The sequence below is a fragment of the Acinetobacter sp. LT1 genome (assembly GCF_059800965.1).
Map to the genome: position 1 here is coordinate 36,504 of NZ_JBBAXE010000022.1, position 14,857 is coordinate 51,360.

At 39.6% G+C, this 14,857-nt stretch carries 17 protein-coding genes; 2 read left to right on the top strand and 15 right to left on the bottom strand.

From position 1 onward, the window contains the following. Window positions 1–100: 100 nt before the first annotated feature. From argJ to rpe, 9 genes are all read right to left on the bottom strand, one after another. Window positions 101–1,321 (bottom strand): bifunctional glutamate N-acetyltransferase/amino-acid acetyltransferase ArgJ, encoded by a 1,221-nt coding sequence (argJ, locus tag WBW42_RS17155; RefSeq protein WP_032056954.1) that lies wholly within the window; start codon window positions 1,319–1,321, stop codon window positions 101–103. Between the two features lie 133 nt (window positions 1,322–1,454). Next, window positions 1,455–1,934, bottom strand: coding sequence for a methylated-DNA--[protein]-cysteine S-methyltransferase (locus tag WBW42_RS17160; protein WP_163114440.1), 480 nt, complete (start codon window positions 1,932–1,934; stop codon window positions 1,455–1,457). Between the two features lie 12 nt (window positions 1,935–1,946). Then, window positions 1,947–2,267 carry a DMT family transporter gene (locus WBW42_RS17165; RefSeq protein WP_032056956.1) on the bottom strand — a complete coding sequence of 107 codons (321 nt, stop codon included), beginning with the start codon at window positions 2,265–2,267 and terminating at the stop codon, window positions 1,947–1,949. A 149-nt stretch (window positions 2,268–2,416) separates the two neighbouring features. Next, the gene (locus WBW42_RS17170; protein WP_032056957.1) at window positions 2,417–3,412 is read right to left on the bottom strand and encodes a cation efflux transmembrane domain-containing protein; all 996 of its coding nucleotides are present in this window, start codon (window positions 3,410–3,412) and stop codon (window positions 2,417–2,419) included. 28 nt (window positions 3,413–3,440) lie between these two features. After that, window positions 3,441–4,196, bottom strand: coding sequence for a copper resistance protein B (locus WBW42_RS17175; RefSeq protein WP_032056958.1), 756 nt, complete (start codon window positions 4,194–4,196; stop codon window positions 3,441–3,443). Further along, complete coding sequence (locus WBW42_RS17180) at window positions 4,183–6,120, bottom strand: copper resistance system multicopper oxidase (protein WP_032056959.1); 1,938 nt, start codon at window positions 6,118–6,120, stop codon at window positions 4,183–4,185. Before WBW42_RS17180 ends, WBW42_RS17175 begins: the two co-directional genes overlap by 14 nt. Window positions 6,121–6,159: 39 nt before the next feature. Further along, on the bottom strand, window positions 6,160–6,555 hold the full coding sequence (locus WBW42_RS17185; protein ID WP_032056960.1) for a hypothetical protein: 396 nt from the start codon (window positions 6,553–6,555) through the stop codon (window positions 6,160–6,162). Between the two features lie 103 nt (window positions 6,556–6,658). Next, a complete protein-coding gene (locus WBW42_RS17190; protein ID WP_032056961.1) occupies window positions 6,659–7,480 on the bottom strand; it encodes a Cof-type HAD-IIB family hydrolase in 822 nt (273 codons plus the stop codon). Window positions 7,481–7,836: 356 nt separating this feature from the next. After that, window positions 7,837–8,523, bottom strand: coding sequence for a ribulose-phosphate 3-epimerase (rpe, locus tag WBW42_RS17195; RefSeq protein WP_032056962.1), 687 nt, complete (start codon window positions 8,521–8,523; stop codon window positions 7,837–7,839). A 184-nt stretch (window positions 8,524–8,707) separates the two neighbouring features. Between rpe and WBW42_RS17200 the strand changes: the two genes are divergently transcribed. Beyond that, window positions 8,708–8,980: a DUF2218 domain-containing protein gene (locus WBW42_RS17200; protein WP_000843456.1), complete on the top strand. Its 273-nt coding sequence runs from the start codon at window positions 8,708–8,710 to the stop codon at window positions 8,978–8,980. A 5-nt stretch (window positions 8,981–8,985) separates the two neighbouring features. Here the strand turns inward: WBW42_RS17200 and fghA are convergent, their stop codons facing one another. From fghA to WBW42_RS17230, 6 genes are all read right to left on the bottom strand, one after another. Continuing rightward, a complete protein-coding gene (fghA, locus tag WBW42_RS17205; protein ID WP_032056963.1) occupies window positions 8,986–9,831 on the bottom strand; it encodes an S-formylglutathione hydrolase in 846 nt (281 codons plus the stop codon). Next, window positions 9,800–11,251, bottom strand: a complete 1,452-nt coding sequence (locus tag WBW42_RS17210) for a C13 family peptidase (RefSeq protein ID WP_032004344.1) — start codon at window positions 11,249–11,251, stop codon at window positions 9,800–9,802. Before WBW42_RS17210 ends, fghA begins: the two co-directional genes overlap by 32 nt. 136 nt (window positions 11,252–11,387) lie before the next feature. Beyond that, entirely contained in the window at window positions 11,388–12,179 is a 792-nt protein-coding gene (locus WBW42_RS17215) for a class I SAM-dependent methyltransferase (protein ID WP_032056964.1), read from the bottom strand. A gap of 11 nt (window positions 12,180–12,190) precedes the next feature. After that, window positions 12,191–12,856: a tRNA (adenosine(37)-N6)-threonylcarbamoyltransferase complex dimerization subunit type 1 TsaB gene (tsaB, locus tag WBW42_RS17220; RefSeq protein WP_032056965.1), complete on the bottom strand. Its 666-nt coding sequence runs from the start codon at window positions 12,854–12,856 to the stop codon at window positions 12,191–12,193. 135 nt (window positions 12,857–12,991) lie between these two features. After that, on the bottom strand, window positions 12,992–13,519 hold the full coding sequence (locus tag WBW42_RS17225) for a gamma carbonic anhydrase family protein (RefSeq protein ID WP_078210186.1): 528 nt from the start codon (window positions 13,517–13,519) through the stop codon (window positions 12,992–12,994). 22 nt (window positions 13,520–13,541) lie between these two features. Continuing rightward, window positions 13,542–14,168 carry a CoA pyrophosphatase gene (locus WBW42_RS17230; RefSeq protein WP_014208431.1) on the bottom strand — a complete coding sequence of 209 codons (627 nt, stop codon included), beginning with the start codon at window positions 14,166–14,168 and terminating at the stop codon, window positions 13,542–13,544. 114 nt (window positions 14,169–14,282) lie between these two features. On the opposite strand from WBW42_RS17230, the gene WBW42_RS17235 reads away from it, so the two are divergent. Beyond that, window positions 14,283–14,831: an NUDIX hydrolase gene (locus tag WBW42_RS17235; RefSeq protein ID WP_017400079.1), complete on the top strand. Its 549-nt coding sequence runs from the start codon at window positions 14,283–14,285 to the stop codon at window positions 14,829–14,831. The last annotated feature ends 26 nt before the right edge of the window (window positions 14,832–14,857 follow it).

The window sequence follows — 14,857 nt, forward strand, 5'->3', positions numbered from 1 at the left end:
TAACGTTACTGCTTAAATGATTTACGGATTGAATCATTTAATATCAAAAGATGGGGCTAATAAAAAAGCCTCTTTGTCGAGGCTTGATTATAACTGATATTTAAGAACGGTAATCAGCATTAATTTTGACATAGTCGTAAGATAAGTCACAGGTATATACCGTGTCTTTGGCCTGACCACGTCCTAAATCAACACGAATGGTAATTTCGGTTTGTGCCATAACGCGCGCACCCGCTTCTTCGGTATAGTCCTCAGCTGCGCCACCGTCTTTACAGATTTGTACATCGTCTAACCACACTTGAATTTTAGACACGTCTAGGTCTTTAACGCCTGCATAGCCAATCGCAGCTAAAATACGTCCCCAGTTCGGGTCGGATGCAAAAAGCGCAGTTTTGACAAGTGGTGAATGCGCAATGCTATAAGCAATGTCACAACATTCTTGAGTATTTGCGCCGCCTTCTACAGCAACAGTAATAAATTTCGTCGCACCTTCACCATCACGAACAATTAACTGTGCTAAACGATTCATTACACGAGCAAGAATTTCTAACACTTTAGCGTAGCGTACATCACTGTCCGATTTAATTTCAGCGCCACCCGCCTGACCTGTTGCTACAAAAATACAAGAGTCATTAGTCGAAGTATCACCATCAATCGTAATACGGTTAAATGAATGCTCAACCGTTGTCTTTAATAGCTTTTGTACTAAATCACGGCTAATAGGTGCATCTGTTGCCACAAAGCTCAACATGGTTGCCATGTTCGGGCGGATCATTCCAGCGCCTTTACTAATACCAGTCATGGTATAAGTGATGCCATCAAGTTCAAATTGTTCAGATGCGCCTTTAGGTACGGTGTCTGTGGTCATAATGCCAGATGCAGCATCATTCCAAGCAGCATCTTGTACGCTATTTAATGCAGGCTGAAGACCAGCAAGTAAGCGCTCCATCGGAAGCTGCTCACCAATCACACCTGTAGAAAATGGAAGCACTTCAAAACTATTAACACCAGCAAGCTCCGCTAACTTTGCACAAGTATCCTGAGCGTTTTTCAAACCTGTAGGTCCGGTACCTGCATTGGCATTACCCGTGTTAATTACTAAATAGCGGGGATTACCTTCGGCAAGATGAGCTTTAGAGACATGAACAGGTGCTGCACAGAATGCATTTTGAGTAAATACACCAGCAACATTTGAGCCTTCTACAAACTCAAAAATGACTAAATCTCGTCGGTTTTGGTAACGTACATATGCTTCTGTTGAGCCAATTTTTACACCTTTTACCACATGCATTTGTGGCATTGTTACGTCACCGACAGCCATTTTTAGAACATCCAAAGTTTGTTGAATAAGATCAATATTTCAAAAAAAGCGATGCAATAAAGCACCGACCTTATGAAATATCATTGTGAACAGCTTAGTAGAAAAGTCTAAAAAAATCGAGCGCAAAAACGGCTCATTGTTGCTCTAGTTTTAATAAAATATCTTTCTTATCAAGCCCACCAGCAAAACCAACTAAAGCTCCACCCGCACCAATGACTCGGTGACAAGGTGCAATAATGGAAATCGGGTTTTTGCCATTTGCGGCGCCCACTGCTCTCACCGCTTTTTCATTGCCAATTTGAAGTGCAATATCTTTATAACTTCTTGTTTCCCCATAAGGGATGGTCAGTAAAGCAGCCCAGACCTGCTTTTGAAATGCGGTCCCTTCGAAATCTAACGGCAAGGTGAACTCACGGCGTTTACCTTCAAAATATTCTACTAATTGTTGTTCGGTCTTTAATAAAGCTGGATGTTCAAGTTGTTCGACCAGCTCAGCCAGTCGAACACGTTTTGGATTTTCATTGTCCCAGAGCACTGCCACCAAAGCATTTTCATTCGCAACTAGCTTTAATTGCCCAACAGGCGAATTGATATACTTATAAGACAGCAACATAGTTTTATTCTCTTAAGACGGCGATGAAATTTTCATTAAAACCAAACCTGACACAATTAATACAGCGGCAATCATTCGCATAGCGCCAACAGGCTCATGAAGAAAGAAAATACCGACTAGAAATGACCCAATTGCGCCAATTCCTGTCCAAACCGTATAGGCAGTGCCAAGCGGTAAAGTTTTCATTGATATTGAAAGTAGAACCACACTCAAAATCATAAAAACTACGGTAATAACACTAGGGGTTAAACGTGTAAAACCTTCGGACATTTTCATAGAATATGCCCAAATGATTTCAAATACACCTGCTAAAATTAAAATAGCCCAAGCCATAACATTCACTAATTTTTATAGCGTCAGGTCGTCCCGACATGATGTCCCATTATGGGGGAGGTCGTTCCTCCTTTATGTGAGGACTCAGTTTACTTTAAAATAAAAAATGAAGGCAAACCCTGACACAGGCTTGCCTCTATCAGAAAATATTATTCATTTTTTAACTGTAAAATTTTTCGTGCACCATTTAAAACAAACAAAACAATAATCAATCCAATCATTAAATCAGGATAACGCGAACCTGTAATGGCAACCAATATTCCCGCGACAATGACACCCAAGTTGACGATGACATCATTTGCAGAAAAGATATAACTCGCCTTCATGTGTGCCCCGCTCTCCTTATGGTCTCTCATTAAATAAAGACAACTAATGTTGGCCGCAAGAGCTAATCCGCCAATTAAAATCATGAGAATTGAAACAGGTTCACTGCCATAAATAAAACGGCGAAGTACATCAACCAACACAATCATGGCTAAGCCAAACTGCAACCAACCCGAAAGATGCGCAGCCTTTAATTGTGCATTTAGATTTTTACCCACCACAAATAAAGCAATGCCATAAATTGCAGCATCAGCAAACATATCGAGCGAATCAGCGATTAACCCTGTCGATGAAGCAATAATGCCTGCCATCAACTCAATAACAAACATGACTCCATTAATCAGTAACAACCATTGTAAAACTTGTTTTTGTGTTGCATTGGTTGAGGAACTAGCTCGAACCTTTTTTGGTTTTTCAACAGGTTCATAATGTGGCTGTGTTTGTTGTAACTCGGCTCCTAATCCTAAACGCTGTAAACTTTGAGTAATCATTTCAGCTTGAAGACTGTGATAAATCGCTAAATGGCGTGCAGGCAAATCAAAATGAAGCTCTTGAATATCATCAGTGTAAGAGGCTAAAGCCATCCGCACCATTTGCTCTTCGGCTGCACAGTCCATGCGAGGAATATGGTAATAACTTACCCATTGGCTCTTTTTAGCTACAGGTTCACTAGGCGTGAAACACTCCTGAGACGTCGTGCTTGAGCACCCACAGCTAGAGCTAGTTTTACTTAAATGTATTTGATTCTCTTGTTTTTCTAAAGCCATCTTTGCACCATAACTGACACAAAAAACAATGCCATTAGTATAAACCAATGGCATCTGTTTAAGCTTACTTTTTGTTCGGCAATTAGAATTTTAGTGTTAACCCTGCTCCATAATACCAACCATATTCGGAGTCGGTTCCTGTTTGCCAATCAGTTTGTTTTAAACCTTTTTCATAGCCATAACCGACATCAACAAATGGCATCACCTTTTTATTGATTTCATAACGGGTTTGAAAGCCAGCTTGTAAACTAGATAGCCCTGTTTTACTGGCATAGCGAGCTTCATCTTGCAAAACAACATCTGCTTTTAAATAAGGTTTACCAATTAACTTTTGGGTAAAGAGCAAGTCCCTTTCCGTTTCTAAACTTAACTTCCATAGCTGGTCTTCACCTGCATAAAGATAAGCATCGGTTTCAAAAAAGTAAGGTGCCATGCCATGTAAACCCACGACACCTGCCCAACGATCTTGCTTTTCATCTTCGCGTTGCAAACGTTCGTAGTTTACCCCGGCCTGTACATCCCAATAGTCAGCTACATTTCGACTATAAAGTACTGAACTGCCGTAATTAGCATCTTCTGACTCTGCTTTTTCAACGTGGGCTTTAATGAACAATTTATTTTCATCCGTTCCCCCCCAAGTTTCTAATTCAGAAGAAAAACTACCTTCTCCTTCTTCATTTTGAGTCCAGCCAGTATCAATTTTTGTTGCTTGATAGATCTGTCCGCCATGTTCACGTAAATGATCATGAGTTAAAGGCTCTTGAGCAAAAGTAAATACTGATATGCTCGAGAAAGCACCGCAATATATCATTTGAGAAAATAACTTAGTGATGCGCATGACTAGCTCCTTTCTCATTTTCAGATTGAACAGATGGTTGAGCTTGAGCAGGTTGTTGTCCATCATTCACTTGAGCAACAATCAACTTATTCATCATTCCCGCACTCATGTGGTAGAGCAAATGGCAATGAATCGCCCATTCGCCTAATGCATCGGCTGTCAATAACGCAGTAACGGTTTTTCCAGGTGGGACAATAAGAGTATGTTTATTTGGTAAGTTTTCAGCTTGTTGGCCATTTTCTAATTGCATAAACATGCCATGTAAATGCATTGGGTGGGCCATCATGCTGTCATTCACAAACTTCAAGCGAATACGTTCGCCATACTTAACTTGTAATGGCTCAGCTTCGCTAAATTTTTTGCCATTAATGGTCCAGATATAACGCTCCATGTTGCCACCTAAACGAATAACTAATTCACGTTCTGGTGCACGCGTGTCTGGCTGAGGTGTTAAAGATTGCAAATCACTATATTGCAGTGCTTTCATACCCGCTGGTGTTGAAGCATTTGCCCAGCCATAAACGGATTCATCCTTTTTAGGCTTATTCTCAGATTGCGCAGACATCTCATGATTCATATTCATCATAGCGTGGTCATGCTCGCTAGCTGACATTGCCTGCATATCATGCTTCATTTCAGGCACCGCTGACATGTCATGCTTCATTTGCATCATGGAATGATCATGTTCGCTAGATGACTTATTTTTCATGTCATGATCCATATTCATCATTGTAGAATCATGATTAGCATGGTTCGCTTCTTTTTTCATTTCAGGCATAGCCGACATGTCATGTTGCATGTTCATTTGATGGCCAGCATGTTCATCACTTGCCCCATTGCCATGACTCATGCCCATATCTTCCATGGTTAACAAAGCACGTGGACGCGGCTGCGGCATTTGAATTGGCCCTACAGCTTGCGTATTTTCATTGTGCAAAGTCCCAATGGCAAAACCACTGCGGTCAATAGACTCTGCTTCAATCTGATAATTTGATTGCGTAGGCTCTACAATGACATCGTAGGTTTCGGCTGTACCAATACGAAACTCGTCAATTGCAACAGGCTTAACTGGCTGCCCGTCTGCACTCACAACAGTCATTTTCAAATTTGGAATTCTAACATCAAAAAATGACATCGCTGATGCATTAATAAATCGTAATCGAACCTTATCACCAGCTTTAAAGTTAGCTGTCCAGTTTTGCTGAGGTGTCTTGCCGTTGACCAAGAACGTATAGCCTGTCACATCAGACATATCGGTTTTTAACATCCGCATCTGATTCCACATCGAACGATCTTGCCAAGTTGCTTTTAAACCTTGCGTTTTAACTTGCTTCAAAACATCAGATACCGTTTCACGGCGGTTTTGATAATACTCAGCAGATTTCTTCAAATTCTTCATAATGCTATCGCTAGAAGAATTATGAAAATCTGAAAGCATCACTACATAATCACGATCAGTTTTCTCATGAGCAGCAACAGGTATTTTTCCTTTTGGATAAATCACGAGCGGGCCATATAAACCATCTTGCTCTTGGCCTTTACTATGGGCGTGATACCAATAAGTGCCGTTTTGTTTCACCTTAAAACGGTAAACAAAATCTCCGTTTGGCGCGATTCCTTTAAAACCATTGAAACCGGGCACACCATCCATTAACCCTGGTAGTAACAATCCATGCCAATGCAAAGACGTATCTTGATTCTTTAATTGGTTATGAACATGAATAACAGCCTCATCCCCTTCCTCAAACTCAAGGAGTGGTGCTGTAAATTTTCCATTTACGGTAATTCGTTTGAGCGGCTGACCGGTAACATTGACCTGTTGTTCATTAATATTAAGGTGATATTCCTTAATTGCCGCGAGAGTCCATGGTGAAACGAATAGACCAAATACAGCGACGAGGCTGCTAATTGTTTTATGAGACATTGCTGTAATCCTTTGAACTAAAAAATAAGTAAGAAAGGATTAAGCTTTTGGAGGACGTAAAATTTCTTGCCAGTATCCGGCTAAATGCTGAGCCTGATAAATACTGCTAAATTGAGACAAGATTGGAATAAATTGCGAGTCAATATCTGGTACGGCTTGCTGTAATGCCAAATTCACAATTTGACAATGAACTGGATTACAGTCCTGACAATGCTCACCATGTGAGTTAAGAGACTGTGTCATATTTTGATGACATACAGTCTGATCATCTGTTTGAACATGCATATTCTTATGCGAAGTTTTTTCACTATGACACGGCATAGTGTGAAGATCATGCTGCATAGGCGTCTGAGCAACAGACACACCACTCCACCCAATGACCAAAGTCATTAGGAACACAAACCAAGCATACTTGCGTAAGTGTTGTAGAGCCATTGTGGTTTATCGCCTAGAGCCGATGAGTAATCTTAACCCCATTAGCATAACCAAGTTTTTAAACAGATACAATTTTCAATCTTAACTGTTTGTTTTAAAGTAATTAAGCAAATGGTGATTGATGCTGAAGTACTAAATCAATCACATCTAGTGCACCCTCTTGTTCATTACTTACAGTTGTATAAGGGGCTACTGCTTTCAAAGCTTCAACTGCATTTTCAACGGCAAATCCATAACCGACAGCTTTGATCATCTGGATATCATTATTGTTATCACCAATCGCAACCACTTGATCAGATTCAACCTGCCATTTTTGTAGCAATAGCTTCAAACCATGTGCTTTATGCTGGTCTGGAAGAATCAAATCGATAAAACCAAAACCACTTGAAACAGGTACCAAAACTTTATCTGCTACAAAACTTTGCTTTTGAAAATGTTCAAAAATCGCAAAGCTTTCGTTTTCCTGAGCGGTAAAAGTAATTTTGCACACTAAGTCATCTAGTGCATAAAAGTCATCTACAACTGTCAGTTTTTCAAAATATCGGGCAACTTTGGCATAGTCTTCTGCGTTCATGCTGCTATGCACATAAGCACTCCGTTTCCCACAGATCACCATTGTTGAGGTATACGCTGGGTCAATCGCTTTTAAAATCTCAACGTATTGTTGCTGACTTAAATGAGCAAAAGCTATTTCTTGCCCTGCATCTACAACATGTGCGCCATTTTCTGCAATAAAAGCAATCTCATGATTAATTTCTGGAAAATAGGTAACAAGTTTTGCAAGTTGATTACCACTGGCTACCACAAAATGAATATTATTTTGTTTTAGTTGTTCGTATTGTTTTAAAAAACGTGCTTTGTTGTACTGCTTTTTGGAATTAAGAAAAGTCCCATCCATATCTACCGCTAAAATTTTTACTGTCATTAATGATCGAGGTCTCTTACTAAAAACTTATTAAACCAAATTTAGCTTTATTTTTCATGACACTTTTACAGTTTTATACGTATCTATGCACAAAAAGTTTTACACAGAGCTACATCGTTTTTTGCACAGGTTATTTTTTAGCAAAGCTTAATAAAAAACCAGCTAATAAATTATTCAACATGCATAAAAAAAGAACGCCAATACGTTCTTTTTTCATAGTTTTTGTCTATAGAATAAACGGTTGATCTAATTTTGTTTATTTTACCAACATCTTATCCATACGGTTATCAACACAGTTATCCATACAGTTATAAACAAAGTTATCCACAAGTTTATTTTAGATTAACTCTATCTTTTTAAGCATCAACACTGCCTACTTTCGCAAGCTCTGCACGCATTTGGTCAATCACAACTTTATAATCGGGTTGACCAAAAATTGCGGAACCCGCAACAAACATATCTGCACCCGCTTCTGCAATTTCACGAATATTTGCAGGGCCAACACCACCATCAACTTCTAAACGGATATCACGACCACTTGCATTAATAATTTTACGAGCTTCACGTAATTTTTCTAAAGTCATTGGAATGAACTTTTGTCCACCAAAACCTGGGTTTACACTCATTAATAAAATTTGGTCAACTTTATCAAGTACATAATCTAGATAATGCAATGGCGTTGCTGGGTTGAAAACTAAACCTGCTTTAGCACCACCAGATTTAATCAGCTGTAATGAACGGTCAATGTGGTGAGAGGCTTCTGGGTGGAAGGTAATAATATCTGCGCCTGCTTCCAAAAAGTCTCCAATAATTCGATCAACTGGAGATACCATTAGATGCACATCAACAGGAGCTGTAATCCCATAGTTTTTTAAAGCCTTACATACACCTGCACCAAAAGTTAAATTTGGAACATAGTGATTATCCATAACGTCAAAATGCACTACATCTGCACCTGCGGCTAACACTTTGTCTACATCTTCGCCTAAACGAGCAAAATCAGCAGATAAAATAGAAGGAGCAATCAAATAAGGCTTGGACATAGGTGGATGACCTGGCTAGAAGTTTAAGGAGAGGCTAAAAATTATAACAAAAAAGAACCTACTTGGCCCGCCCTTGCTTGCTTAAATGACAACATTTCAAACATGAAACGTAACGTTGCAACAATAGAATGCTAATGGCCAAATGAATTTGTTAAGGTACATTAAACCAATGTGAGGATTGATAATGAAAAGCACAACTCATCTATTAACAAACGATGGAAAACGCATTGCAAAACGTCTAGTTAATCATTGGAAACACAAATTTGAAGTACAAGAAACTGAACAGGATTTTAAAATCTTAATGCCTACAGCAACGATTACGCTTGCACCAGAAACAGAGCAGTTAAACGTTGCTATTGATAGTCAGTTAGATGACCACAACCACTTAGAAAAAGTGGTGCTTGATCATCTAAACCGTATGGCTCAACAAGAATTTCAAGTTGAATGGCAACACTAAATTAATTAACCAGATACCTTTTCTAACTGGATTGCATGAAACTGTAAGTGCTCATCCATAAAGGTTTGAATAAAATAATAACCATGATCATAGCCAGCATGTTGTCTTAAAGTTAAAGGCTGTCCTGCTTTTAAACATGCTTGCTTAAATTTTTCAGGGTGAAGCTGTTCATAAAATTGGTCATCTAACCCCTGATCCACCAAAATTTCGCTAAATATTGCACCATTCTTTGAGACTAAAGCGGTGGCATCATGAGCCAACCAGCTAGCGCGGTCTGCACCTAAATAATGACTAAAGGCTTTGTCACCCCATGCAGACTCTGTTGGTGCACAGATCGGAGCAAAAGCAGATACCGACTTAAACTTTTCAGGATATTTAAACGCTAAAGTTAATGCACCGTGGCCACCCATTGAGTGTCCAAAGATACCAACTTGTTGAGCGTTTACAGGAAAGCTTTTTAAAATGAGTGGATATAACTCATCAATTAAATAGCTTTCCATTTGATAATGCTCAGACCATGGCGCTTGCGTAGCATTAATATAAAAGCCCGCACCTTGACCTAAATCCCAGTTATCCCCTGCTGCAACTTGTTCTCCACGAGGAGAAGTGTCTGGGGTAATCAATATTAAGCTGAGTTGTGCTGCCATATGTTGCGCATGTGCTTTAATGGCAAAGGTTTCTTCAGTACACGTTAACCCAGCTAAGTAAAACAAAGTTGAGCATGCTTTACCTTCTAAAGCTGCTGGTGGTAAATAAACACCAAACTTCGCTGGTCCTTTTAAATAAGAAGATTCAAATTGGTATATACGCTGCTCGCCCTCAAAGCAGCGGTTTTTTTGCAGGAGTTGCATCGTTTTTAGCCTCTGTTTTTGTTTGAGCGATATCTACACTACCCGTATTTTGCTGAGGAAATAGATACTTTTCCAATTGAGGTAGCATGAGTTCCATATTTTTACCAATCATCCACTGAGGCTCGGAAGGTTCAACACCTTGAGCCACTTCCCATTTGGTTACTGTTTGCTTAGCTGTGTTAAATGAGTCTTTCATCGACGATTGCTCTCGCATAGCTAAATCAAAGAAAGCCCGACCGAAATAGGTATAATCAGCTTCGTTATTACATCCAAAAGAAGTTTTATCAGCGGCCGATGCGGTAATAATTAAAGTATCAGGAGACTGTAAAGCAGGAATAAAGCTTCCTGAATAACAGGCTGAGATAACAATCACACGCCAGCGAATACCGGATTTATCAAGTGTTTCACGTAACCATTTCGGGTCTACTTGCCCTAAATCTAATGGTGCATTTTCAATTTCGAAGTGATTTTGTTCACCGTGTGAAGTCATATATAGAAATAGGACATCACTATCACGGTTCATTTGCTGCCCCATGCGGCGTAGGGCTAGCTCGATACTAGTTTTAGAGGCAATTGGGATCTCTGTACGGGTATCTGGATTATTGACTAACATCATCGAACGGCCAATCGTTCCAAAACGTGTATCAAACTGTTCTTTAATACGGACCACTTCCGATTTAAAAACATCTTGATAACTATCGCCAGCAACACCTAAAAAATACCAATGGCTTTTAGCGAGCTCACCATATTGAACTTGCTCTAAAGAATCATTTAAAAGTTTACTTTGGGCATAAAAAGCATCTTCAGCAAATGTAGGAGCTGTATCTTCTACCTTCCAAATCGGTTGATCTTTTACAGAAAGTTGCCAAACCACCATCGTTGCAATGGTCGCAACCATAACCAGTGCACGTTCCCACCATGGCCACTTAAGCTCACGTGAGAAAACCCAAATTACGGCTAAACTTTGCCACACGAATAAAGCTACAAATAAACTCGGTAAAATTCCGTTATAAATAGCATCGGGAATAAAGTTGAGATAACCGTTAGACCCCAAATACTGGATTAAACATTGAATTAATAAGATATTTGTATCTAGAACCAGCCAAAGTAAAGCAGGAACTAGCATTAAGCGAGGTTGGTTGGTTCGCTGAGATAAAAAAATACCAACAATTAAAGCAATGAATGGCCAAAGTGCATAACCAATTAAACCTTGTGAATTAAAATCACCGATTTGACCAGCTACAAGCCAGCTGTAAAGAGAGTTAGTACACCCCCCTAAAATTCCCCAAACAATAAGTTGAAGAATAGATGGATGTACAATCTGTAAAGAACGTCTTGACCCCAAAAACAGCCACATTCCGGCAATTTGGTTGCTTTTAAAATCATGCCAAAAGTTAATGGAGGGTTTAAGATCAATCATAAAAGGTTTTCAAAAATTTCGTTTTTGACAGGCATCTTAAGTGTATGCCTGCTAAGAATTTTAGCAATCATGCTTTTGAACTATATCACATATATTTGTGCATTATTCAAGCAATAAAACCTAACCTTACATAAGCCTACTGAAAATACGCATCAAAACGACAAGCATCTCCTTGCCATTGATGAGCTGGCTCTTGATTTGCCAAGAAAATAGCATGGCGTGGCCGCTTAACGACTACACGTTTAGCAACTCTCTGTGCTAAAACTAGCAAATTATCCCCCAAATCCATCTCACCATCTTCAGGTAAAAGAAGATGTAAAAGCTGCATTTGTTTTTTGACTTGAGCTTGTTTTTTAATTGCTTGTTGATGCTGGTCGCGCTGTGGGAACATCGGGTCAAGATAGACTACATCAACCGTTTTTGCTTCTTGATGTAATTCCTGTAAATAGCTTGCAGAGTCAGCAAAGATCAGTTGAATACGATCCATAAATTGACTTAAAAATGGATCACGTTCCGCCTGAGCTTTTGAATCTTCAAGTAAAGTAAATAAAATCGGATGGCGCTCAACGAGCTGGATTTGAGCCCCTAGATAAGCCATCAGTAAGCTGTCATGGCCTAAACCCGCTGTTGCATCAACCAGTACCGGCTTTTCACCTAACTGACAAGCACGGGCAATCATTTCCGATTTAAGACTTGCACGTTTTAAACGTGGAATTTCAGCTTTCCAGTCAGGCTGCATTTTCATGCCATTAGCAGATAACCAAAGTCCGTTTTCATCTACACAAAGGGCAATTTCAGGATTGAAACGTAAAAACCGTGCATTCAGCTTTTCAATTGGCTGTAAATCGACAGTCACACCTCTAGAACAAAGCACAGCTTGGTAGTGCTGTGCTTGTTCTTGAAAATCTTGTTCAAAATATATATGCATGAGTACTGCCTTTATTTTGCTTTACCCTGATCCGCTATCTTTTTCCACGCATCATCACGTAAATAAACTGGCAAAGCATGTTCGGCATCCACCCATTGCTTTTGTGCAGCATAAACACGTGCAATAGAAGCAATATCCTGTGCAGTTGCAGTGATTGTTTGATGCTCTGCATCAGCTTGAAGTAGCTTGGCGCCCGAACCAATTAAGCAATGTTTTGCATAAGCTGCTGCTGGCTCGTAGCTCATTAATTTTTCTTCATCAATACACTGCATAATTCCTTGTTCATCTAGAACAAAACTTGCAATGTAAACTTCGTTCATACGTGCATCGAGCGCCGCAGTCACCTGCTCCAAACCTTCAAGTCGGTATGCCGCTTGTGCTAAAGCTTGCAATGTAGAAACTGGAACTACAGGTAAATCTTGTGACCAAGCTAAAGCTTGGGCAACAGCAGCATTAATTCGAACACCACTAAAAGAACCAGGTCCACGGCTAAAGGCAATCGCATCCAAACCAGCAACTTCAAGACCTGTTTGTTGTAGCCCTTGCTCAATCATAGGCAAAATGGTCTGGGTTTGTGCTTTCGCCCGCGTATCGAGTTGAAAAAACAGTTCTTGGGTTTCATCGACTAATGAAATAGAACACTGCTCATTTGCAGTTTCCAACGCCAGCAATTTCATGCACAACCTTAGTATTAAATCAGATTAAAAACGAGGGTTATGATACCCCACTCGGCTCTGATAGGCGAGTTGTTCTCTTTCTAAATAAAAATGCCAAGCTTGTGCTTGGCATAGAAAATAACTTATTAAAAGATTTTAAAAGTGAAACTCTTTTAAATCTGCATAGCTCTTAAAGTGTTCAGCATAATGTAATGCGCTCAAGCGTATTTTCGCTGCCCCATCTTCATCTAAAGTTTTGACAATTTTGCCTGGTGAACCCATCACCACTGAATTATCTGGAATTACTTTTCCTTCAGGTATTAAAGCATTAGCACCGATAATACAATTTTTACCAATCACCGCCCGATTTAAAATTACGGCGTTCATACCAATCAAACTATTATCACCAATCGTACAACCATGCAGCATGACTTTATGACCGACTGTAACGTATTCACCAATATTTAGCTCAAGTCCAGCATCGGTATGTAAGACAGAGTTTTCTTGAATATTAGAGAAATCACCAATCCGAACGACACAGTTATCAGCACGAACTACTGCACCAAACCAAATGCTGACTTGACGCCCTAACTCTACTTGTCCAATTAGCGTTGCAGTTGGAGCAACCCAACCATCCCATGGCTCATGTAATGCTTTTGGGTGCTGTCCTTGATAGCTATACATCATAATTTATCAATCCTGATCTTTATTTTTTATGAGAAAACTTTGGCATTCCAAAGGTTGGTGAGTTAAGTAAAAATGGCCAATCTTTTTGATAACCTAGTCCATATTTAAACAGAGCAACTAACATACGAGCAGTTAACCCCCAAATAATTTCATTATCAATCTGTAAGCTTGGGAAATATAAAGACTGATGAGCATATCGAACTTCATAGGGTGTCGGACGCGTCTCGATCAGTTGCTGTAACGGGACAAAGAAAATTCGATCAATTTCGGTAGGCTGAGGTATTAAAGTGACCTCAGGAGGAATAAGCCCAACGATCGGTTTTACAGACAAACCGCTTCTTGCTCGCTGCATCGGCAAATCACCTAACAACTGTACATCAAACGGATTTAAAGCTGTCTCTTCTTGAGCTTCTCTTAATGCAACAACAATATTACTGGTATCACTAGGATCACGCTTTCCTCCAGGAAAAGAGACTTCCCCCGCATGGTTGTTCATATGTATTGAACGGCGTGTAAGCAGTACCTTAGGATCATTCTCATTCGTAATGGCAATGAGTACTGCAGCTTGTGCTTCTTGTATGCGGGTGGAAAAGCGCAATCTTTGCTGTAACTTTTGTGTTAGCAAGTGCTCTTCCATACCATTCACCTATTATTCTGTCTCTCTTTGCATCATATCTGAAAATCAAAGTTAGGGAATAGAGTTGATGCGTAAGTCTAAAAATTCAGTTATGCTGGGTTATCTCTATACTCGATGATAATTATGAGTTTCTGTGTAGCGTGTGGGCATAAAACCGAACAAAAAATTCCTTTAGGTGATCATAAAGTACGCCGTGTTTGTACTCATTGTGGAAATATTCATTATGAAAACCCCAAAGTAATCTGCGGTGCCTTAGCGTTATGGGAAGACAAAGTATTACTTTGTCGTCGTGCGATTGAACCTCGTTATGGCTTATGGACATTACCTGCTGGTTATATGGAATTGTACGAAACCATGGAACAAGGTGCAGCACGTGAAACTCGTGAAGAAGCAGAAGCCGAGATAGAAATAGAACAACTTTATTGTATGTACAATATTCCGCGTATTGGTCAAATTTATGTTCTTTTCAAAGCACAGCTGAAAGATGGCATTTTTGGTGCTGGTGAAGAAAGCATCGAAAGTCGTCTGTTTGAAGAGCATGAAATTCCATGGGGAGAACTGGCCTTTCCTAGTGTCGAACATACATTAAGACATTATTTTGAAGATCGTAAGAAACAAGTTTTTCCAACACATCTTGAAACTTTGGGTACTCGTTTAGACCATACAGGTTAATCAATTAGATAATAAAAAAGACCGCT